Raw genomic sequence first — 21,000 nt, 5'->3', positions numbered from 1 at the left:
TTCGCGTTTCTAGCGCACGCGGTAGCTGACGGCCGCGAACGGGAAGTTGCCCTGGTGCAAGCTTCCCAGCACGTAGTAGCTGTCGCCGGAACCGCCGGGCAGGCCCGTCCTGCAGTCCGCGTTGTAGAAGACCTCGATGTCGGCGGACGAGATGTTGATCCCGGAACGCACCGGCGCAACGTTCACGCACTCACCGCCGGCGAGGTCGACCGGTGACTTGGTGCCGGACAGGTTGGTGCCGCTGTAGAACGCGGCGTTCTCACCGGAGGCGCTCGCGGGCAGTGCGAGCGCCGTCGAGGCGAGAACCGCGAGTCCACAGGCGATGAGTGCAGTGCGCATTCGACCACTCTTTCTGGGAGGAAAACCGTTGGGGCGACGGCAACCCCAGCCTGCCAGCGGTACCTGTCGGCGAGCTGTCGTTGACCGGTCAACGACAACCGGAACCAGAACCGGTCGCACCACCTGTATGATACAGGTTTATGACAGGTTCTCGGTCGCAGCGCCTAGCCGCTGAGCTGAGGGAACGCATCACGCTCGGCGACTACGGCCCGGCCGGAGCTATCGAGAGCGAGGCGGAACTCGGCCGGCGTTACGAGGTCAGCCGCGTGACCGTGCGCCGCGCACTGGAGCAACTCCGCGACGAAGGCCTGCTGGCGTCACGGAAAGGCGCCGGCTGGTACGTGGTGTCGTTCGCACAGCCGCTTGCTCTCGGCACGTTCCAGCACGCGCGGTCCGCCGTCGCGGAGGCCGGTGTCCCGCTGGTACGAGCCGTTCTCGAGTACGGCTACCGCGAAGCGCCGCCGAGCGTCGCCCTGACGCTCGGCGCGGGCGAGATGCTGCGCGTGCGGTCGTTGCGCCGCACCGGCGGCGCGCCGCTGGACGTCGTGACCGAGTGGGTGCCACTGGAGTTGGCGGCGCCGGTCAGCCGTGCCGACGCCGAGTCTCCGGGCACCTGGGAGACGTTGCGCCGCAACGGAAACCAGATCGCCGTGGTGCGGCAGAGCATCGCAGCCGTGGCCGCGGGCGAGGTCGGCCCGTTGCTCGGCGTCACCGAGGGCACGCCCGTGTTGTTGGTGCGGCGCATCGCATTGGACGTTTCCGAGCGGCCGATCGCGCTGTCCGAGCACCACTACCTGGGCCACCGGTTCCAGCTGGAGGTCGAGTTCCGCGGCTGGCCCGGCGCGGAACCACCCGGGGTAGCACCAATTCGTTCGGAGGACTGAGAATGCGTGTGCTCATCACCGGTGCGGCCGGGTTCATCGGCTCGCACTTCACCCGCTACTGGCTGCGGGAACACCCGTCGGACGAGGTCATCGCGCTCGACGCGCTGACGTATCGCGGCACGCGCACGAACCTGCCAGCGGACGTGCCGTTCGTGCACGCGGACATCGCCGAGGCCGACGTCGAAGGTGTCGACGTCGTCGTGAACTTCGCGGCCGAGTCGCACAACAGCCTCGCGGTGCTGGATCCTGGCCGGTTCTTCCGCACCAATGTCCTTGGCACGCAGGCGTTGCTGGAGTCGTGCCGTCGCGCGGGCGTGCGGCGGTTCCACCACGTGTCGACGTGCGAGGTGTACGGAGATCTCGCACTCGATGCCGTTGACGCGTTCCACGAAGAGTCGCCGTATCGCCCGCGCACGCCCTACAACGCGTCGAAGGCGGGCGCCGATCACGCGGTGCGCTCGTACTTCGAGACGTTCGGCCTCTCGGTGACGATCACCAACTGCGCCAACAACTACGGGCCGAACCAGTTCCCGGAGAACGTCCTCCCGCTGTTCGCGACCCGCGCGCTGGACGGCGAACAGCTGCCGATCTACGCGGCGCGCGACAACCGGCGCGAGTGGATCCACGTGCTGGACCACTGCCGGGCGATCGACGCGGTGCTGCAGGAGGGCGAGGTCGGCCGGACCTACCACGTCGGCACGGGGGTCGAGGCGAGCGTCGACCAGATCGCCGACCTCGTGCTGGACGAGCTGGGGCTGCCGCAGTCGCGGAAGTCGATCGTGGCGGACCGGCCCGGCCACGACCGGCGTTACCTCCTGGACTCGACGCGGATCGGCCGCGAGCTCGGATGGCGTCCCGAAATCGGCTTCGAGCCCGGTGTCCGGGACACCATCCGCTGGTACACGGCCAATCGCGCGTGGTGGGAGCCGTTGCGCGAGCTCAGCCCCGTCGACGAGAGCGGCTGGGCCCAGCGATCGACTACGCCGTCAATGCCGCGTAGCCGGGCTTGACCAGCTCGTTGATGATCGCGAGCCGCTCGTCGAACCCGATGAACGCCGACTTCATGGCGTTGATCGTGAACCACTGCAGGTCCGCCCAGCCGTAGCCGAAGGTGTCGACCAGGGCGGCGAACTCGCTGGAGAGCGTGCAGTCGCTCATCAGGCGGTTGTCGGTGTTGACGGTGACGCGGAACCGCAGCTTGGCGAGCAGGCCGATCGGGTGGTCGGCGATGGTGGCGGCGGCACCGGTCTGCAGGTTCGACGTCGGGCACATCTCCAGCGGGATGCGGCGGTCGCGAACGTACGCGGCCAGGCGTCCCAGCTGGGCGGTGCCGTCGCCGGAGACCTTGATGTCGTCGACGATCCGCACGCCGTGGCCGAGCCGTTCGGCGCCGCAGTGCTGGATCGCCTCCCAGATGGAGGGCAGGCCGAACGCCTCACCGGCGTGGATGGTGAAGTGCGCGTTCTGCTGGCGCAGGTACTCGAAGGTGTCGAGGCCCCTGGTGGGAGGGAAGCCGGCCTCGGGGCCCGCGATGTCGAACCCGACGACGCCGAGGTCGCGGTAGCGGACGGCCAGCTCGGCGATGCGCAGCCAGCCCTCGTTCTGGCGCATGGCGCAGAGCAGCGTGCCGATGCGGATCTTGCGGCCGGTCGCGGCGACGCGCTGCTCTCCGAGGCGGAAGCCCTCCTGAACGGCCTCGACGATCTGCTCCAGCGAGAGGCCCTTCTCGACGAAGAGCTCGGGGGCGTAGCGGACCTCGGCGTAGACGACGCCGTCGGCCGCGAGGTCCTCGACGGCCTCCGCCGCGACGCGGACCAGCGCGGGTTCGTCCTGCATGACACCGCACGTATGGGCAAAACCTTCCAGGTATCGCACGAGCGACCCGGAGTTGGCGTTGTCGCGGAACCAGCCGCCGAGCACGCCCGCGTCCGTGGTGGGCAGGCCCTGGTAGCCGGAGGCATCGGCGAGTTCGATCACCGTCTGCGGGCGGAGGCCACCGTCGAGGTGGTCGTGCAGCAGCACCTTCGGCGCGCTGCGGATGGTCTCCAAGGTAAGCGGCGTGGACATTGCTACACGTTACTTCAGCCGACACACCGCTTCAGCGCTGGCCAAAATGATCTTGCTCCCGCTATGATCATCAGCCGGTTCACGGATGTTGCCGATCCGTGATCAGCAACTTTCTGCAACCGGATGGCGGCTTGAGTCACCCCAAGGTAGGAACATCACCAGTCGCTGTCGTCTGATTCCGGCCAGTAACTTGGCATTCAGCGCAACCGGGTAGCCTGATCAGGTCAGTCGCCCGTCCGCACCCGGCCGTTTTCTGCCGGGGGTGGTACAGACGCGTCCCGTGACGCGGATAGGCTCCCGTGGTCTCCCCCTCCCCTGGACGAAGGCACTCAGCCGTGACAGAGAACAACAACTCCACGATGTCCTTCGATCGGATGCGCAACATGCTCACGCGCGCCGCGGAGATCCGTGAGAGCGAGCAGCAGCAGATCTTCGACGCGCTGGACGAGATCCACGCACGAATGTCGCCTCTGGAGTCGCTGGGTTCGGTCCGCAAGCGCCTGTCGGAGCTGCCGGACCGCACCGAGGTCAGCGTGCTCGCGGAGCGGCTGGACGAGGCCCTCGCCAAGCTGGAGGCCCAGGACAACGCGGTCGCCGACATCGGCCGCGCCGTCGACGCCCTGGTCGACAAGCTCGCCAAGCCCTTCGCCCAGCTGGACGGCCGCCTCGACGGCGTCGCGGGCCGCTTCGAGGGCGTCGCCGGCCGCATGGACGGCCTGGAGGACAAGCTCGCGAGCATCCACAAGCGCATCGACGACCTCGACGGCCACCTGGACAAACAGGACGGCAAGGTGGACGCGATCCCGGGCGCGGTCACCAACCCGCTCCGCGAGCGCATCGAGGCCCTCGAAGCCGCCCTGCGCGGCCGCCTCGACGAGGTCGACGAGGGCGTGCACGAGCACCTCGACGGCACCCGCGAGGCCCTGCAGAAGATCCTCGCCGACTCCTTCTCGGGCATCCACGGCCGCGCCGACGAACAGCGCGACGCCCTGGCCGCCGCCCGCGCCGAACTGGCCGCCGCGGTCACCGAAAGCCGCGAGAAGCTCGTCTCCGCGGTGAACGACCGCCACAACCAGCTGGCGGCCTCGCTGGTCGAGACCCGCGACACGCTGGCAGGAGCCGTGGCGGAGACCCGCGGCGAACTGGCCGGCACCGTGGCCGAGACCCGCGACACCCTGGCCGGCGCCCTGGCCGAAACCCGCACCGAACTGGCCTCGGCCGTCACCGACACCCGCGAAGCCGTCAACGGCAAGCTGGACGAGGCCCGCACCGCCCTGTACGCGGCGATCGAGCAGTCCCGCGACCAGGTGGACGCCGCCGACCGCCTCGAGGCCCTGGCCGGCCGCCTGGAGCAGGTCACCTCGAAGCTCGACACGATGACCGACCGCCTGGACAAGGTCGAGGACGGCTTCGCCACCCGAATCGCCGAACTCGGCGGCTCTGTCGACGCCGGCCTCACCAAGGTCGCCGAAACCGTGGGCGCCCGCCCGGACACCGACGCCCTGCAGTCCCTGGTCCGCAAGTCGAACCAGGAATCCGAACTGCGCATCGGCGGCCAGCTGGACGAGGCCATGGCCACCTTCGCCGAACTCATCCTCGGCGGCGGCTCGCCCACGCCTCCCCCGCCGCCCACCGCCCTGCCGCGCCCGCAGCGCCGCACCCGCAAGAACGGCCCGAAGCCGGCCAACGGCGGCAAGGACATGGACGACGACGACCTGGCGGCCGAGGGCGCCTGACCGCCCCGCCAGACCAAGCAAACCGGCCCCGGAGCTGCTGCTCCGGGGCCGTTTCACGTCCAAAGCGCGCAAGGGGGTGCGCCAAGGTACAGCAGGGGCACCGGCTGCGCGCCAGCGGAGTCGCAGCCCACGAACGGCGCAAAGACCAAGCCGAGCCCCCGCGCGGCACCTCTGGCGAAGCCGCAGGCGAGCGGGCCCCGGGCGAGCGGCGAAGCCGAGTGGGGAGGCCGAAGCCGAAGCAAAGCCGCAGGCGAGCCCAAGCGACGGCGAAGCCGAGCTGCTTTTCACAACGCGGGCTGGCGGGGTGGGTCCCGTCACGAGTCGTGCCCGAGCGCGGCTCGCTCCGGTGCGGCTCGTGACGGGACCCACCCACACCGCAACCAACAAAGCAACCGCAAGCCGCTCAACGCAACAGGCGTGCCATCAGCCTGCGCGTGGCGCTGGCCGGGTCTTTGACCAGATTGGCGGGATCTGGGGCGGAGCCCCAGGAAACTCTCGCAACCAGCACACAAGCACCCAACGCGCCCACCTATGGACACGAAACAGGAACCCGCCAACGCAACCGGGGGGACGACCTACGAAACCGACGCGCCCGAAATCAGCCGCGAATGGTGTCGATCACCAACGGCGACCGCTCAACCCCGTCGTCCGAGACCGAGTAAGCCCCCTCCAACGCCTGCAACGCCCCCTCAACCGCATCCGGCGTGTCGGTGAACAGCTCCAACAACGGCTGCCCGGCCTCCACCACATCCCCAGGCTTGGCCAAGCACATCACCCCAGCCCCAGCCTGCACCGGATCCTCCTTACGAGCCCGCCCAGCCCCAAGCCTCCAAGCCGCCACCCCAACGCCATAAGCATCCAAAGTGGACAGAATCCCGGAAGCAGGCGCCTCGACGACGTGGCGATGTGCGGCAACCGGCAACGGAGCATCCGGATCGCCGCCCTGAGCCCGAATCATCCGAGCCCACACCTCATAAGCCTCACCAGAAGCCAAAACAGCACCCGGATCAGCCGAAATCCCCGCCAGCGAAAGCATCTCCGCAGCCAAAGCCACAGTCAGCTCAACAACATCGGAGGGCCCACCACCACGCAACACGTCAACAGACTCGGCAACCTCAACCGCATTACCAACCGCACGACCAAGCGGCACAGACATGTCGGTCAACAAAGCCGAAACCCGAACCCCGTGCTCAACCCCGATCGCAACCAACGCCTCAGCCAAAGCACGAGCAGAAGCAAGATCCTTCATGAAGGCCCCAGACCCGACCTTCACATCCAGAACCAGCGACTCGGCCCCCTCAGCAATCTTCTTCGACATGATCGAAGAAGCGATCAGCGGAATCGCCTCGACAGTCCCAGTGACATCCCGCAACGCGTAGAGCTTCCGATCAGCCGGAGCCAACCCTTCGGTAGCAGCACAAACCACCGCACCAACCGAAGAAAGCTGCGACAGAATCTCCGAAGTGGACAGTGCAGCGCGCCACCCCGGAATGGACTCCAGCTTGTCCAGCGTCCCACCGGTGTGGCCCAGGCCGCGCCCGGACAACTGCGGCACAGCAGCCCCACAAGCAGCCACCAACGGCGCCAACGGCAGCGTGATCTTGTCACCCACCCCACCGGTCGAGTGCTTGTCCACAGTCGGCCGGGAGACCTGCAACGACAACCGCTCCCCGGACGAGATCATCGCCTGCGTCCACCGCGCGGTCTCCGCAGGAGTCATCCCGTTGAAGAAGATCGCCATCGCCAGAGCCGACATCTGCTCATCCGCCACGACACCACGCGTGTAAGCGTCGATGACCCAGTCGATCTGCGCGTCGGACAGGGTCAGCCCATCACGCTTGGCACGAATGACGTCCACAGCAGAGAAACTCATGGCAGATCCTCCGGTCCGAACGCGTCGAGCAGCACCTCGGTCATCGGCAACGGCCCACGCGCGGTGTCGACCAGGCAGTCACGTCCGCCGAACTCGTAGATCACCTGACGGCACCGGCCGCACGGCATCAGCAGCTCGCCGGTACCGGAACGACAGGCCACCGCGACCAACCGGCCGCCACCCGTGAGCCGCAGCTGGCCGACCAGGGTGCATTCGGCGCAGAGTCCGAGGCCGTAAGAGGCGTTCTCCACGTTGCACCCGACGACAACACGGCCGTCGTCGCACAGCGCTGCCGCCCCGACCTGAAGCCCGGAGTACGGGCAGTGGGCGAACGCCGCCGCTTCCACTGCCCGTGCCCTGAGCAGATCCCAGTCGATCTCAGTCACGGCGGTAGACCACACCGTCCGCGGCCGGCATCCGCAGCCGCTGCGACGCCACGGCCAGCACGGCCAGCGTCACCATGTGCGGGGCGTACGAGACGAACTCGCCGGGGATCTCGTCGAGGCTGATGTACAGCAGGTACAGCAGCACGGCCACGACGATCGCCGCCGCCGCCGAGAACCACCTGCGGCGGATCAGCTGCCAGACGACGATCACGCCGAGCAGCAGCACGACGCCGTAGACCAGCGCCAGCACCGTTTCGCCGCCCGAACGCAGCTGCAGGCCGTCGGCGTAGCCGAACAGCGCCGCGCCGCCCAGCAGGCCGCCGGGACGCCAGTTGCCGAAGATCATCGCGGCGAGGCCGATGAAGCCGCGGCCGCCGGTCTGACCCTCCAGATAGGACAGCTGGCCCGGGTTCAGGACCAGAGCCGCGCCACCGAGGCCGGCGAGGCCACCGGAGACGATCACGGCGACGTACTTGTGGAAGTACACCTTGACGCCCAGCGAGTCCGCGGCGTGCGGGTTCTCGCCGACCGAGCGCAGACGCAGGCCGAAGCGGGTGCGCCAGAGCAGGTAGTACGACAGCGGCACGAGCAGGATCGTCAGCATCATCAACGGCGAGACGCCGGTGACCAGGCCGCGCAGGATGCCCGCGACGTCGGAGATGAACAGGCGCTGGCCCTGCTCCAGCTCACCGAGCCAGTCCGCGAAGCCCGCCGCCGAGTACGTGTCGAACGGCTGGACCGGCGGGGACTGGCGAGGGTTGTTCGACAGCGGCAGGAACAGCAGCGTCGACAGGTACTTGGTGACACCGGCGCCGAGCAGGTTGATCGCCACACCGGAGACGATGTGGTTCACGCCGAACGTCACGGTGGCGATCGCGTGCAGCAGACCGCCCAGCGAACCGAACACGACGGCGGCGACCAGAGCCGCCCACGGGCCCCACTGGTAGCCGGCCCACGCCGCGCCCCAGGTGCCCATGATCATCATGCCTTCGAGGCCGATGTTGACCACGCCCGCGCGTTCCGCCCACAGACCGCCGAGACCGGCGAGCAGGATCGGCAGCGCCAGGCGGACCGCGGTCTGGGTCGTGCCGGACGAGGTGAGCTGCGGGAACCCGGTCTGCATCGAGGTGATCGACAGCAGCGCGACGGCACCGGCGACACCGAGCATCGCGACGGCCCAGCCGGGCACCTTGCGCTTGCGAGGGGCCGCGGGGATGTGGGGCTTCTCCTCCAGCGTCGTGATCACGCGGCACCTCCAACAGTTCCGAGCTCACGGCCGACGCGACGCTGTTCCGCAGCGAGCTCGACGCGGCGCACCACCTCGTACGCGACGACGACCGACAGGACGATCGAGCCCTGCATGATGGTGACGATCTCCCTTGGCACACCGACGTTGTCGAGCGCGAGACCCGACTTGTCGAGGAACGCCCACAGCAGCGCGCCGAACGCGATGCCGCCGGGGTGGTTGCGGCCGAGCAGCGCGATCGCGATGCCGGAGAAGCCGATGCCCGCGGTGAAGTTCAGGCTGAACGTGTGGTCGCGGCCGAGCAGTTCCGGCAGCGAGATCAGGCCCGCGATGGCGCCCGAGAGCAGCATCGACACCAGCACCATCTTCTTGGCGTTGACACCACCGGCCGACGCGGCGGTCGAGGACTCGCCGGACGCCCGCAGCTCGAAGCCGAACCTGGTGCGGTTCATCATGATCCAGTAGCCGATGCCCAGAGCGACGGCCACGAAGATGAAGCCGAACATCGTGCCGGAGCCGCCGAACGAGATGCCGGGCATCCAGCCGCTCTCCGGGATCTCGGCCGTGCGGATGTTGTTGCCCCGAAGCTCACCGAAGACGTCCCGGCGGATCAGGTACGCCGAGAAGCCGATCGCGAGGCCGTTCATCATGATCGTCGAGATGACCTCGTTGACGCCCCTGGTCACCTTGAGGATCGCGGGGATCGCGGCCCAGGCGGCACCGGCGAGGGCGGCCACGATGATGATCACCAGCGTGTGGATGCCGGGCGGCAGCACGATGGAGCCGCCGACGACCGCGGCGATGACGGCCGCGACGCGGTACTGGCCCTCGACACCGATGTTGAACAGGTTCATCTGGAACCCGATCGCCACCGCGAGCGCCGCGATGTAGTAGATGCCCGTCGAGTTGATGATGTCGACGAGCGTCGTGCCCTTCCCGACCTGGCTCATCATCGCGCCGAACGCGCTGAGCGGGTTGGCGCCCGAGATCACGAGCGCCACGCCGCACAGCAGCATCGAGAAGACGATCGCCAACGCGGGCGGCAGGAGTTTGCCGCGCAGGTTCCCCATCAGTTCTCGCCTTCCTCAACCACCGCGGTCTCGTGCACCGCGGCGCTCGTGCTGCCCGCACCCGTCATCGCGCTGCCGAGGTCCTCGGGCGTGACGGTGTTCGGGTCGGCGTCGGCCACCAGCCGGCCGCGCAGCATGACCTTGATCGTGTCCGAGAGGCCGATCAGCTCGTCCAGGTCGGCGGAGATCAGCAGCACGGCGAGACCAGCGGCACGGGCGCGCTTGATCTCGTCCCAGATCAACGCCTGCGCGCCGACGTCGACACCGCGGGTCGGGTGCGAGGCGATGAGCAGCACCGGGTTGCCGGACAGTTCCCTGCCGACGACGAGCTTCTGCTGGTTGCCACCGGAAAGCGCGGCCGCGGGCACGTCGATGCCCGGCGTGCGGACGTCGAAGTCGGCGACGATCCGCTCGGTGTCCTTCTTGGCGCCGTCGGTGTCGAGCCAGACGCCCTTGGCGGTCGGCCTGCGCGTCTGGTAGCCGAGAATCCGGTTGTACCACAGGGGCTGCGTGAGCAGCAGGCCGTGGCGGTGGCGGTCCTCCGGGATGTAACCGATGCCCGCCTCGCGCCGCGCGAGCGTGCCGAGCTTCGTGAGGTCCTTGTCCAGCAACGTGATCGTGCCGCCGCCGGCCTTGCGCATGCCCATGATCGTCTCGACGAGCTCGGTCTGGCCGTTGCCCTCGACACCGGCGACGCCGACGACCTCACCGGAACGGACCACCAGGTCGACGTCGTCGAGGATCGGGCGCGAGCCGTCGGGGGTCATGAGCCTCAGGCCCGTGACGTCCAGCACGACCTTGTCGGTGACGGTGGACTCGCGGGTCTCCGGGCTGGGGAGCTCGCTGCCGACCATCATCTCGGCGAGCTGGCGCGACGAGACGGTCTTCGGGTCCGCGCTGCCCACGGTCGTGCCGCGGCGGATCACCGTGACCGAGTCCGCGATCGCGCGGACCTCGTCGAGCTTGTGCGAGATGAACAGGAACGTGTAGCCCTGCTCCTGCATGCCGCGGACGGTGTCGAAGAGCTCGTTGACCTCCTGCGGCACGAGCACGGCGGTCGGCTCGTCCAGGATGATCACCTTGGCGCCGCGGTAGAGCACCTTGAGGATCTCGACGCGCTGCCGGTCGGCGACGCCGAGCTGCTCGACGAGCACGCCGGGGTCGACGTTGAGCCCGGTCTTGCCCGAAAGCTCGATGATGCGCTTGCGGGCCTTCTGGCCGATGCCGTGCAGCGCCTCCGCGCCCAGGACCACGTTCTCCTGGACGGTGAGGTTGTCGGCGAGCATGAAGTGCTGGTGCACCATGCCGATACCGGCCTTGATGGCGTCCGAAGGCGTGCGGAACCGCACCTGCTCGCCGTTCACCTCGATGGTGCCCTCGTCCGGCGACTGCATGCCGTAGAGGATCTTCATCAGGGTCGACTTGCCCGCGCCGTTCTCACCGCAGAGCGCGTGCACCTCGCCACGGCGGACGGTCAGGTGAACGTCGCTGTTGGCGACCACACCGGGGAATCGCTTGGTGATGCCGGTGAGCACCACCGCGGGGGGATCGTCCGTCCGTACGGACGTGGAACTGCTCATCGTCGAGTGCTCCTCCTACCACGAACCGGGCCCTGTGAGGGGCAGTCCTCACAGGGCCCGGCAGTTGTGGCTTTCTCGGACTACGGCTTGTCCGCGACCTTGATCTTGCCCTCGATGATCTGGGCCTTGTAGCCCTCGAGGATGCCCTGCAGCTTCGCGTCGATCTTGCCACCCGAGGTGGAGTAACCGACACCGTTGACCTTCAGGTCGAAGACCTTCGGCAGCGACGACAGGTCGTTCTTGGCGGCGGCCTTGATGTAGTCGTACACCGCGACGTCGACGCGCTTGAGCATCGAGGAGACGATGACGTCCTTGGTGTCCGCGACGGTCGCCTGGTTGTACTGGTCGGAGTCGACACCGATCGCCAGCACGCCGGCCTGCTTGGCAGCCGAGAAGACGCCCTTACCGGACGCACCCGCGGCCTGGTAGATCACGTCGGCGCCCTTGTCGATCTGCCCCTTGGCGGCCTCCTGGCCCTTCGGGGCGTCCTGGAAGCCCGTGAAGTCACCGGCCGGGGTGATGTACTTCTTCTCGACCTGGATCTTCGGCGCGGCGGCCTTGGCACCCTGGACGTAGCCGGCCTCGAACTTCTGGATCAGCGGGATCTCGACGCCGCCGACGAAGCCCACGTGGCACTTCTTGCTCTGGTACGCGGCGATGACGCCGGCGAGGAAGGAGCCCTCCTGCTCGGCGAACAGCAGCGGGGTGACGTTGGTCGCGCCCTCGACGGCAGAGTCGACCAGGCCGAACTTGACGTTCGGGAACTCCGCGGCGACGAGCTTCATCGACTCGGCGTAGGCGAAGCCGACACCGATGATCGGGCTGAAGCCCTCGCTCGCGAGCTGGCGCAGACGGGTCTGCTTGGCCGACTCGTCCTCGTTAGGGGCGGCGGAGAGCTCGCGCGTGTTCTCCTTCTTGATGCCCATGTCCGCGATGGCCTTGTCGAGACCGGCGGCGGCGGAGTCGTTGAACGACGCGTCGCCACGGCCACCGATGTCGTAGGCCAAACCGATCTTCAGCGCGCTCGCGTCCACCTTGTCACCGTTGGCCGCACTGGTGTTCGAGGTGGTTGGCGCGGTGGGAGGCGTGGCGAACTCGCAAGCGGCACCACTGCCGGTGTTCGAGTTGTTCCCGCCACCCGAATCCTTCGCGCAGGCGGCCATAGTCATCACGCTGGTCAGCGCGATCGCGGCGACCGCGACGCCACGCATACGACGACGCACGGCTCGTCTCCTCCCTGAGGTTCCTCCCCAACGACGTTGTTGGGTTCTAGACGGCGCACCGTACCTCTTAGTAACCAACCCCGTTGCGGCCAGCACCTACAAAGACCCCTATCGGTTACGCATTCGACGCATTGGCCGCACCTGTGGTGATCATTCGTGTTCGGCGCGTGGCGAAACGTCGTCCTCGAGCGCCTCGCCGGTCTGATCGTCGCCCAAACGGCGCAGTTCCGCGCGCCAGGCCCGGCGTTCGAGCGCTGCCGACATCCCCGCGACCGGTCCACCCGGCGGCAGTTCCGTCCCCACGCGCCCAGGATGTGTCGCGACACTGACTCGCGAATGCCTGCCGGTTGACCGCCGCTGACCTGCGGTTCGACGTTCGACGAAACTTCTTGCGCCGAACGTTGAACCGGTCGCGGGTTCCCGATCGTGTAGAGGGCGGCAAGTGCCCTTGCCGACGACGGCGGCCCGGACCAAGGCGGAGGTCCAGGCCGCCGTCCTCCGTTTTCCCGGTACGCGCGCGCCATTTGTGGCGTGAACCGCATTTCGGGATCGATAAAGACCGCTTGGCCGATCGACAGCGTGTCTCGTCGATCACAGAGCGGGTGCGCCTGCTGGGTCGGGTCCGACGTGCGGGACTAGGATTTTCCGGTCATGGTCGGCAGGAACTGTTCACCGACCACCACCACTGACGTTGGAGGCCGCGGCGCATGACCAGCGCAGGCGCACCCGAGCGGTCGGGCACCACCCGAGGGGGTGGGACGCTCTACCGCGGTGATCTGGGCATGTGGTCCTGGGTCGCCCACCGGATCACCGGTGTCCTCACGTTCTTCTTCCTCTTCACCCACGTGCTCGACACCGCACTGGTGCGGGTGTCACCGAACGCGTACGACGCGGTGATCGAGACCTACAAGAACCCGGTCGTGAACCTCTTCGAGGTCGGCCTCGTCGGCGCGGTGCTCTACCACGCGCTGAACGGCATCCGGGTCATGCTGGTCGACTTCTGGGAGAAGGGCGCCAAGTACCAGCGGGTCATGCTTTGGACCGTGCTGGCCGTCTGGGTCGTCGTGATGATCCCCGGCTTCTACTTCATGATGCAGCGCACGATCTCCGAGCTGGTTGGGGGTCACTGACCATGTCTCTCGCACTCGACAAGCCCCGCCAGCCGCGCCGCCCCGCGGCCCGTCGCAGCAACGGCGAGCTCTACAGCTGGCTGTTCATGCGCCTCTCCGGCCTGTTGCTCGTGGTCCTGGTCCTCGGCCACCTGTTCATCATGAACATCCTCGACGGCGGCATCCACAGGATCAACTTCGGTTTCGTGGCAGGCCGCTGGGCGTCCCCGTTCTGGCAGTTCTGGGACCTCGCGATGCTCTGGCTCGCGCAGATCCACGGCGGCAACGGCGTGCGGACGATCATCAACGACTACGCCCGCAAGGACGCCACCCGGTTCTGGTTGAAGATGCTGCTCTACGTCTCGATGGTGCTGATCGTCTCGCTCGGCACGTTCGTGATCTTCACCTTCGACCCGAACATCTCGAACTGACCCGCGCGGGGAGCCCACCACAATGCAGTTCCACAAGTACGACGTAGTCATCATCGGCGCTGGTGGTGCCGGAATGCGCGCGGCGATCGAGTCCGGCCAGCGCGCCCGCACCGCTGTGCTCACGAAGCTCTACCCCACGCGTTCGCACACCGGCGCGGCCCAGGGCGGCATGTGCGCCGCCCTCGCCAACGTCGAGGAGGACAACTGGGAGTGGCACACCTTCGACACGATCAAGGGCGGCGACTACCTGGTCGACCAGGACGCCGCCGAGATCATGGCGAAGGAGGCCATCGACGCCGTTCTCGACCTCGAGAAGATGGGCCTGCCGTTCAACCGCACGCCCGAGGGCAAGATCGACCAGCGCCGGTTCGGCGGCCACACGCGCAACCACGGTGAAGCCGCCGTGCGCCGCGCCTGCTACGCCGCGGACCGCACCGGTCACATGATCCTGCAGACGCTGTACCAGAACTGCGTCAAGCACGGCATCGAGTTCTTCAACGAGTTCTACGTCCTTGACATCTGTCTCACCGAGACGGAGAACGGCCCGGTCTGCACCGGTGCCGTCGCGTACGAGCTCGCGACCGGCGAGATCCACGTCTTCCAGGCCAAGTCCGTCGTGTTCGCGACCGGTGGTTTCGGCAAGGTCTTCAAGACCACGTCGAACGCCCACACGCTGACCGGTGACGGCATGGGCATCGTCTTCCGCAAGGGCCTGCCCCTGGAGGACATGGAGTTCTACCAGTTCCACCCGACGGGCCTCGCGGGTCTCGGCATCCTGCTGACCGAGGGCGCTCGCGGTGAGGGCGCGATCCTGCGCAACGCCTCGGGTGAGCGGTTCATGGAGCGCTACGCCCCGACCATCAAGGACCTGGCGCCGCGCGACATCGTCGCCCGCTCGATGGCGCTCGAGGTGCTGGAGGGCCGCGGTGCCGGCCCGAACAAGGACTACGTGCTGCTCGACTGCACGCACCTCGGCGCCGAGGTGCTGGAGACGAAGCTGCCGGACATCACCGAGTTCGCCCGCACGTACCTCGCGGTCGACCCGGTAGTCGAGCCCGTCCCGGTGTACCCGACCGCGCACTACGCGATGGGTGGCATCCCGACGAACGTCCACGGCGAAGTGCTGCGGGACAACGACAACGTCGTGCCCGGCCTGTACGCCGCCGGTGAGTGCGCGTGCGTCTCGGTGCACGGTGCGAACCGCCTCGGCACGAACTCGCTGCTGGACATCAACGTCTTCGGCCGCCGCGCCGGCATCGCCGCCGCGGAGTACGCGCTGTCGCGTGACGAGCACGTCGAACTGCCGGAGAACCCGGCCGCCGCCGTCGAGGCCCAGGTCGCGCTGGCGCTGTCGGAGCACGGCCAGGAGCGCGTGGCGGACATCCGCACCGAGCTGCAGGCCACGATGGACGCGAACGCTTCGGTGTACCGCACCGAGGACACGCTGAAGCAGGCGCTGCACGACGTGCAGGCGTTGAAGGAGCGGTACGCCCACATCTCCGTGCAGGACAAGGGCAAGCGCTTCAACACGGACCTGCTGGAGGCCGTCGAGCTCGGCTTCCTGCTGGAGCTGGCCGAGGTGCTGGTCGTCGGCGCGCTGGCGCGCAAGGAGTCCCGCGGCGGACACGCCCGCGAGGACTACCCGAACCGCGACGACACGAACTTCATGCGCCACAGCATGTTCTACAAGCAGGGCGAGGGTCTGGCGGCGGACATCCGCCTCGACTACAAGCCCGTGACCTTTACCCGGTACAAGCCGATGGAGCGCAAGTACTGATGACCGCCACCGCTGAAACCACTGCTGGCTCGCGCGGCTCCCAGCCGCCGGTTCCGGACGGCGCTGTCACGGTCACCGTCAAGATCCGCCGGTTCAACCCGGAGTTCGACGACGAGCCGCGCTGGGACTCGTTCGACATCCCCGCGCTCCCGTCGGACCGCGTGCTGAACCTCCTCCACTACATCAAGTGGTACGTGGACGGCACGCTGACCTTCCGTCGTTCCTGCGCCCACGGCATCTGCGGTTCCGACGCCATGCGCATCAACGGCGTCAACCGCCTGGCGTGCAAGGTCCTGCTGAAGGACCTGCTGGAAAAGGGCGGCAAGCAGACCACGATCACCATCGAGCCCATCAAGGGCCTGCCGGTGAACAAGGACCTGCTCGTCGACATGGAGCCGTTCTTCGAGGCGTTCCGCGCCGTCAAGCCGTACCTCGTGACCTACGGCAACGAGCCGACGCGCGAGCGCATCCAGTCGGTCGCCGACCGCGAGCGCTTCGACGACACCACGAAGTGCATCCTGTGCGCCTGCTGCACCACGTCGTGCCCGGTGTACTGGACCGAGGGCTCGTACTTCGGCCCCGCGGCGATCGTGAACGCGCACCGCTTCATCTTCGACTCGCGTGACGAGGGCGCTGAGGAGCGGCTCGACATCCTCAACGACATCGACGGCGTGTGGCGGTGCCGAACCACGTTCAACTGCACCGACGCCTGCCCGCGCGGAATCCAGGTCACCAAGGCGATCCAGGAAGTGAAGCGCGCGCTGCTGTTCAAGCGCATCTGAGTTCTCGTTTTCGAAGCGCCGCGTTCCCGTTGGGGGCGCGGCGCTTCGCTTTGCGCGTGGTAAGTCTTTCCGGACGCGCACGACCGGACCACCGTGAGGCCACGTTGAAGAAGCAGACAACCGCTGCGGCGGCGGTCACCGTGGTGAGCATCGCCGTCGCCATCGTCGTGAATCTGCTGACGTCGGGCTGGAGCTGGACGTTCTTCGTGCTGCTCGCCGTGCTGGCCGTCATCTGGGTGGCATTGGCGGTGTGGCAGGTCTCGGCCGGCCGGACCAAGCCTCTCGGAGCACCGCCGGTGGCTTCCGCCAGCGGCATCGTTGCCAGGCCGGAGCTCTCGGGAAAGATCGTGCGCCTGCTGCTGGGCACGGGGACGCGCAAGGTCGCCATCACGACCGGGCTCTGGGGTGCCGGCGGGTTCGGCAAGACGACGCTCGCCGCAGAGGTGTGCGAGAACAAGGAGATCAAGGCGGCGTTCGGCACCAACATCTGGTGGGTCACCGTGGGCCAGGAGGTCCGCGGCGCGGCACTTGCGGACACGATCAACGACGTCATCAAGCGCATCGACGGCCAGAGCCCCGGCCTCACCCGCCCGGAACAGGCAGGTATGCACCTGGGCGCGCTGCTGAAGGAGCGCGGCCGCTCCCTGCTCGTCGTCGACGACGTCTGGTCCGCCGAGCAGCTGCGCCCGTTCCTGGACGCGGGCCGCGGCTGCACGCTGCTGGTGACCACCAGGTTCTCCGACGTCCTGCCCAGCGACGCGGAACCCGTCGAGGTCAACCAGATGCGGCCGGAACAGGCGAGCGCCCTGGTGAACAGCGGCATCGCCGGACTGCCCGACTCCGTCAGGGACGGTCTGCTCGACATCACCGGCCGCTGGCCGCTCGCCCTGAGCCTGGCCAACGCCGCTCTGCGACGAGCGGATCGCACCGGCGCCGACGTCACCGAGACCGCGCAGAAGCTGTTGCAACGCCTGCAGAACCTCGGCCCCGCCGCGCTCGACGTCACCGACGCGGATCGCCGTGACCGCACGGTCGCCGCCACCCTGGAATCCTCGCTGAGCCTGCTCGGCGAACGCCGGGACCGAGTCGTCGAGCTGGCGATCTTCCCCGAGGACACCGACATCCCGCGGGACCTGATCGCGCTGCTCTGGCACCGCACCGCGGGGCTGTCGCGCGACGAGACCGACCTGCTGTGTCAGGAGATCGTCGACCTCTCCCTGGCCACCGGGCTGCACCGCGTACGCCTGCACGACGTCATTCGCACCTACCTGCGGCACGAGTGCGGGCTCGATCGGCTGACCGCGCTGCACAACACCTTTCTCGACGGTGTCGCCGCAACGCTCCCGCCAGGTGCGGCGGGATGGTGGCAGATTCCCGGCGAGCAGGAACACCTGTGGCGCACCCTCGCCTACCACCTCACCGGTGCTCAGCGGACCGAGGAACTGGCCGCGCTCGTGGAGGCGCCGGCCTGGATCATCGGCAAACTGCGCAGGTTCGGTCCTGTCGCCGTGGCCGAGGACGTCGCACTCGTCGACAACGAGCACAGCCGCGAGCTCACCCGGTTCCTCGACCAGTTGGGCCACACGCTGACGCCGACCATCCCCGAGCACGCGGTGGTGAACGCACTCGCTCATCGGCTCGCCCACTATCCGGCGCTGAGCAAGCTGCACGAGGCTGCGATCGCGGAAACGCGGAGGGTGCCACGGCTGGTGCCGAGCGCTCCGATGCCGGACCTGCCCGACCCCGCGTTGAAGCGGGTGCTCACCGGTCACGACCGCGCCGTGAAAGCATGCGACTTCTCGCCCACCGGAGCGTGGCTGGCCACAGTCGGCGCGGACGACACGATCCGGGTGTGGGAGCCGCAAAGCGGTCGTGTGTTGCAGGTCATCACCACGAACACCTGGCTGTTCGGCGAAAGCGCACTCTCGCCTGACGGCAGGTGGCTGGCAGCCGAAGGTTTTCGCTCGGTGGTGAACGTGTTCGACACCGAAACGTGGACTGTGCAGGCTGCTCTCGAAGGCCGTGGCACGGTCAGGTGCTTCACCTTCACGGCCGACAGCCGCACGCTTGTCCTGGCCGACTCGCGGGACCAGCTGATCGTGTGGGACGTGGTCACGGGAAAGAAGCTGCGGCAGTTCAAGATCGAGCAGAATCTCGATCACTGTGTCGCGCTGACCGGCACCACGGTGCTGGGCGTCGACGACGGCCTGGTCAGGCTGTGGGACACAGACACCGGTAAGCACACGACGTTCACCGAGCTGCAGACGACCTACGGGGTCACCGACGTCGCGCTGGACCCCGATCACCGCTGGGCAGCGCTCGCCGGTGACTTCGGTATCGCCGTGCACGACCTGGCCCGCCCCGGCCGGCCCGCGCGCATGTTGAGGCACCACACCGACCTGACCGCGGTCGCCTCGTCTCCGAGCGGAGACCTGCTCGCCACCGGCGACGCCAAAGGCATGATCTCCATCTGGACCGTCGCGGAGTGGCGTCCGGTCGGGCAGATCGCCGCCCACGGCTCGGCGATCAACGCGCTGGCCTTCTCCCCCGACGGCTCCACGCTCGCCTCGACGAGCGCCGACGGCACCGCCCGGCTCTGGAATCCCGCGCTGGCATCAGAACGGGCTCAGCACACCGCAGCGTCCACCTGTGCCGCGGCACCTGACGGCACCTGGCTGGCAATCGGGACGCCGACGAGCACGATCATCCAGCGGCTCGCACCTCCCCAGCCCGCTCTGGAGCTCGAGTTCGCGACCCGCGCCTACAGCCTCGTAGCGCTGCACGGCGGCAGGCAACTGCTGGTGGAACTGGTCAGCGAGGTCCTCCTCTGCGACGCGGGTGACTGGCGCGCCGGCCGCGTGCTGGCGCATCCCGAAGGCAACACGCTCAGCTCCGCCACCGGCGGTGGTTCATACGTCTGCGCCCAATCCGGAGGGCAGGGTCTGTTGTGGGACGTCGACAACTGGGGCCCGCCCAGGTTCGTCGTGGCCGACGGCGACTCGGTGCGGCTGGCCGACCGGCCGATGCCGGAGAGCCCGCGCCGAGCCGTACCACTCCTGCGGAGGTCGGCACCGCCGGAGATCGTCGAGGCAGCGGTCGCCCCGTCCGGCAGCTCGGTCGTGGTGACCACCGATACCGCGGTCTTCGTCCTCGGACCTGCCACGGGCGAGGTGATCAAGACTGTCAACGTCGGAACGCAGCCCTATGGAGCACGCGTCACACCAGGCGACCGCTGGCTGCTCGTCGGAGTTCAGGACGGCCTGCAGGTGTGGAGCACCAACACGTGGACACGCCACACCGTCCTGACGGAGATCAGCTCCGACCTCGAGGGCGCGGCTTGGACGCCGGACAACTCGGTGGTCGCCATGGTCACGAAGGACCAGACCGTCCGGATCTACGACAACACCGACTGGCGGTGCCTCACCTCCATTCGGCTCGACGGCACGGTGACCGGATGTACCTGGGCCGGGAACACCGACCTGGTGGTGGTCGGTGGGCACGGCGTCTACCGGTTCGACTTCCGCGGCGGATCTCCCGAAGCCGAAGGGTGATCGAGGCGCACGATGCACACCGGCGGCCTTGGCCGCGCTGCCGCTGCCCGGTGTGCCTTCTTCAGCTCGCGTGCCACCGCGTCCGGGTCGTCGCGCAACCGACTGGGCAGTGTTTGGAGGACCAGGATTCCGGCTGCCGCGTACCGGCTGTTGCGCGCGAGGGTGCGCTCGTAGTCGCGCGGGCCGTGGTGGAACGCCTTCGAGTCGATCTCCCAGGCCAGGCCCACGTCGTCGAACCAGGCGTCCGGTCTGCCGATGACCAGGCCGTCGGCGTCGGCGATCGGGACGTTCCAGTGCGGGGTGGTCAGGCGGATTCGGCGGGAGAGGCGGCGCGCGTCGCGTTCGGCGACCGATTCCGCGCGGCCCAGTTCCTTCAGGACGGCGCGGACGAGCTTGGTGCCGTAGCGGTTGGTGCGGGCCTCCCCGGCGAGGCTCTCTGGCGTGCACCGGCCTCTTTGGACGGCGGCGGCCACCAGGGCCGTGGCGGCGTCGATGGAGCGCAGCTGGCGGCAGGCGTCCACCACGGCTCTTTCCGCGGACACCACCGGGAAGCCGGTCACGTCGGTGGACGCGGGCACCGGGGAGGCGCGTTCGAGGATCAACGCACCGCTGCCGCGGGCGAAACCCGGCACCAGCACGTGGATCTCGGTGCCGGAGGCGGGCAGGCCGTGGCGGCGGCAGGCTTCCGCGCCGGTCAGAACGGCGCCAGGGCCTGCTCGCAGCAGGGCGGCGGTGACCTGTTGGTCTCGCGTGGGCGGGCCGTTGTGCAGCAGCACCACGCCAGGGTGCATGCGCTGCCACGGCCCGCCGGGTTCACAACGGCGCCAGGGGTTCGAGACTCCCAGCGACTTCAGGGTGGTGGCGGTGATGACTCCGAGATCGCTGCGTTCGCGCAGGTGTTCGATGAGCATGGAGTCAGTGTGACAAGCGCCACCGACAGTTTTTG

Annotated in this window: 18 protein-coding genes; 8 read left to right on the top strand and 10 right to left on the bottom strand. The window is 68.2% G+C overall.

Annotated features, from left to right (window positions below; all coding sequences use genetic code 11):
- Positions 1-9: 9 nt before the first annotated feature.
- Complete coding sequence (locus ABFX45_RS10015; protein WP_109639106.1) at positions 10-339, bottom strand: hypothetical protein; 330 nt, start codon at positions 337-339, stop codon at positions 10-12.
- A gap of 140 nt (positions 340-479) precedes the next feature.
- On the opposite strand from ABFX45_RS10015, the gene ABFX45_RS10010 reads away from it, so the two are divergent.
- Entirely contained in the window at positions 480-1,223 is a 744-nt protein-coding gene (locus ABFX45_RS10010; RefSeq protein ID WP_109639105.1) for a GntR family transcriptional regulator, read from the top strand.
- Positions 1,224-1,225: 2 nt separating this feature from the next.
- Positions 1,226-2,233, top strand: a complete 1,008-nt coding sequence (locus tag ABFX45_RS10005) for a dTDP-glucose 4,6-dehydratase (RefSeq protein ID WP_346129179.1) — start codon at positions 1,226-1,228, stop codon at positions 2,231-2,233.
- Here ABFX45_RS10005 and ABFX45_RS10000 read toward each other — a convergent pair.
- Positions 2,202-3,290: an adenosine deaminase gene (locus tag ABFX45_RS10000; RefSeq protein WP_109639103.1), complete on the bottom strand. Its 1,089-nt coding sequence runs from the start codon at positions 3,288-3,290 to the stop codon at positions 2,202-2,204. The genes ABFX45_RS10005 and ABFX45_RS10000 overlap by 32 nt on opposite strands.
- Before the next feature lie 359 nt (positions 3,291-3,649).
- Between ABFX45_RS10000 and ABFX45_RS09995 the strand changes: the two genes are divergently transcribed.
- The gene (locus ABFX45_RS09995) at positions 3,650-5,026 is read left to right on the top strand and encodes a coiled-coil domain-containing protein (protein WP_109639339.1); all 1,377 of its coding nucleotides are present in this window, start codon (positions 3,650-3,652) and stop codon (positions 5,024-5,026) included.
- Positions 5,027-5,624: 598 nt separating this feature from the next.
- On the opposite strand, the gene ABFX45_RS09990 is transcribed toward ABFX45_RS09995, so the two are convergent.
- The 7 genes from ABFX45_RS09990 to ABFX45_RS09960 form a co-directional block, all read right to left on the bottom strand.
- On the bottom strand, positions 5,625-6,899 hold the full coding sequence (locus tag ABFX45_RS09990) for a thymidine phosphorylase (RefSeq protein WP_109639102.1): 1,275 nt from the start codon (positions 6,897-6,899) through the stop codon (positions 5,625-5,627).
- Positions 6,896-7,285, bottom strand: coding sequence for a cytidine deaminase (locus ABFX45_RS09985; RefSeq protein WP_109639101.1), 390 nt, complete (start codon positions 7,283-7,285; stop codon positions 6,896-6,898). Before ABFX45_RS09985 ends, ABFX45_RS09990 begins: the two co-directional genes overlap by 4 nt.
- On the bottom strand, positions 7,278-8,531 hold the full coding sequence (locus tag ABFX45_RS09980; RefSeq protein ID WP_233439977.1) for an ABC transporter permease: 1,254 nt from the start codon (positions 8,529-8,531) through the stop codon (positions 7,278-7,280). Before ABFX45_RS09980 ends, ABFX45_RS09985 begins: the two co-directional genes overlap by 8 nt.
- Complete coding sequence (locus tag ABFX45_RS09975) at positions 8,528-9,601, bottom strand: ABC transporter permease (RefSeq protein ID WP_109639100.1); 1,074 nt, start codon at positions 9,599-9,601, stop codon at positions 8,528-8,530. Before ABFX45_RS09975 ends, ABFX45_RS09980 begins: the two co-directional genes overlap by 4 nt.
- Complete coding sequence (locus ABFX45_RS09970) at positions 9,601-11,181, bottom strand: ABC transporter ATP-binding protein (RefSeq protein WP_109639099.1); 1,581 nt, start codon at positions 11,179-11,181, stop codon at positions 9,601-9,603. The genes ABFX45_RS09975 and ABFX45_RS09970 overlap by 1 nt, the downstream gene beginning before the upstream one ends.
- Before the next feature lie 80 nt (positions 11,182-11,261).
- Positions 11,262-12,392: a BMP family lipoprotein gene (locus ABFX45_RS09965; protein ID WP_109639098.1), complete on the bottom strand. Its 1,131-nt coding sequence runs from the start codon at positions 12,390-12,392 to the stop codon at positions 11,262-11,264.
- A 162-nt stretch (positions 12,393-12,554) separates the two neighbouring features.
- On the bottom strand, positions 12,555-12,707 hold the full coding sequence (locus tag ABFX45_RS09960) for a hypothetical protein (protein ID WP_170155125.1): 153 nt from the start codon (positions 12,705-12,707) through the stop codon (positions 12,555-12,557).
- A 404-nt stretch (positions 12,708-13,111) separates the two neighbouring features.
- Here ABFX45_RS09960 and sdhC point away from each other — a divergent pair, with 404 nt between their 5' ends.
- From sdhC to ABFX45_RS09935, 5 genes are all read left to right on the top strand, one after another.
- Positions 13,112-13,534: a succinate dehydrogenase, cytochrome b556 subunit gene (sdhC, locus tag ABFX45_RS09955; protein WP_109639097.1), complete on the top strand. Its 423-nt coding sequence runs from the start codon at positions 13,112-13,114 to the stop codon at positions 13,532-13,534.
- 2 nt (positions 13,535-13,536) lie between these two features.
- Positions 13,537-13,944: a succinate dehydrogenase hydrophobic membrane anchor subunit gene (locus ABFX45_RS09950; RefSeq protein WP_407656981.1), complete on the top strand. Its 408-nt coding sequence runs from the start codon at positions 13,537-13,539 to the stop codon at positions 13,942-13,944.
- A gap of 22 nt (positions 13,945-13,966) precedes the next feature.
- The gene (gene sdhA, locus ABFX45_RS09945) at positions 13,967-15,721 is read left to right on the top strand and encodes a succinate dehydrogenase flavoprotein subunit (RefSeq protein ID WP_109639096.1); all 1,755 of its coding nucleotides are present in this window, start codon (positions 13,967-13,969) and stop codon (positions 15,719-15,721) included.
- Positions 15,721-16,503, top strand: coding sequence for a succinate dehydrogenase iron-sulfur subunit (locus tag ABFX45_RS09940; RefSeq protein ID WP_109639095.1), 783 nt, complete (start codon positions 15,721-15,723; stop codon positions 16,501-16,503). The genes sdhA and ABFX45_RS09940 overlap by 1 nt, the downstream gene beginning before the upstream one ends.
- A 104-nt stretch (positions 16,504-16,607) precedes the next feature.
- Positions 16,608-20,054: an NB-ARC domain-containing protein gene (locus ABFX45_RS09935; protein ID WP_346129173.1), complete on the top strand. Its 3,447-nt coding sequence runs from the start codon at positions 16,608-16,610 to the stop codon at positions 20,052-20,054.
- Here the strand turns inward: ABFX45_RS09935 and ABFX45_RS09930 are convergent.
- A complete protein-coding gene (locus ABFX45_RS09930) occupies positions 20,009-20,965 on the bottom strand; it encodes a hypothetical protein (RefSeq protein ID WP_346129171.1) in 957 nt (318 codons plus the stop codon). The two genes, ABFX45_RS09935 and ABFX45_RS09930, sit on opposite strands and share 46 nt — an antisense overlap.
- Positions 20,966-21,000: the final 35 nt, after the last annotated feature.

The organism is Lentzea roselyniae, assembly GCF_039537795.1.
GTDB classification, from domain to species: domain Bacteria; phylum Actinomycetota; class Actinomycetes; order Mycobacteriales; family Pseudonocardiaceae; genus Lentzea; species Lentzea atacamensis.
This window is presented reverse-complemented; position numbering and strand designations above follow the sequence as displayed.

Coding starts and splice junctions, on each gene's coding strand:
- ABFX45_RS10015 (WP_109639106.1), bottom strand. CDS start 339: ATGCGCACTGCACTCATCGCCTGTGGACTCGCGGTTCTCGCCTCGACG.
- ABFX45_RS10010 (WP_109639105.1), top strand. CDS start 480: ATGACAGGTTCTCGGTCGCAGCGCCTAGCCGCTGAGCTGAGGGAACGC.
- ABFX45_RS10005 (WP_346129179.1), top strand. CDS start 1,226: ATGCGTGTGCTCATCACCGGTGCGGCCGGGTTCATCGGCTCGCACTTC.
- ABFX45_RS10000 (WP_109639103.1), bottom strand. CDS start 3,290: ATGTCCACGCCGCTTACCTTGGAGACCATCCGCAGCGCGCCGAAGGTG.
- ABFX45_RS09995 (WP_109639339.1), top strand. CDS start 3,650: ATGTCCTTCGATCGGATGCGCAACATGCTCACGCGCGCCGCGGAGATC.
- ABFX45_RS09990 (WP_109639102.1), bottom strand. CDS start 6,899: ATGAGTTTCTCTGCTGTGGACGTCATTCGTGCCAAGCGTGATGGGCTG.
- ABFX45_RS09975 (WP_109639100.1), bottom strand. CDS start 9,601: ATGGGGAACCTGCGCGGCAAACTCCTGCCGCCCGCGTTGGCGATCGTC.
- ABFX45_RS09970 (WP_109639099.1), bottom strand. CDS start 11,181: ATGAGCAGTTCCACGTCCGTACGGACGGACGATCCCCCCGCGGTGGTG.
- ABFX45_RS09965 (WP_109639098.1), bottom strand. CDS start 12,392: ATGCGTGGCGTCGCGGTCGCCGCGATCGCGCTGACCAGCGTGATGACT.
- sdhC (WP_109639097.1), top strand. CDS start 13,112: ATGACCAGCGCAGGCGCACCCGAGCGGTCGGGCACCACCCGAGGGGGT.
- ABFX45_RS09950 (WP_407656981.1), top strand. CDS start 13,537: ATGTCTCTCGCACTCGACAAGCCCCGCCAGCCGCGCCGCCCCGCGGCC.
- sdhA (WP_109639096.1), top strand. CDS start 13,967: ATGCAGTTCCACAAGTACGACGTAGTCATCATCGGCGCTGGTGGTGCC.
- ABFX45_RS09940 (WP_109639095.1), top strand. CDS start 15,721: ATGACCGCCACCGCTGAAACCACTGCTGGCTCGCGCGGCTCCCAGCCG.
- ABFX45_RS09930 (WP_346129171.1), bottom strand. CDS start 20,965: ATGCTCATCGAACACCTGCGCGAACGCAGCGATCTCGGAGTCATCACC.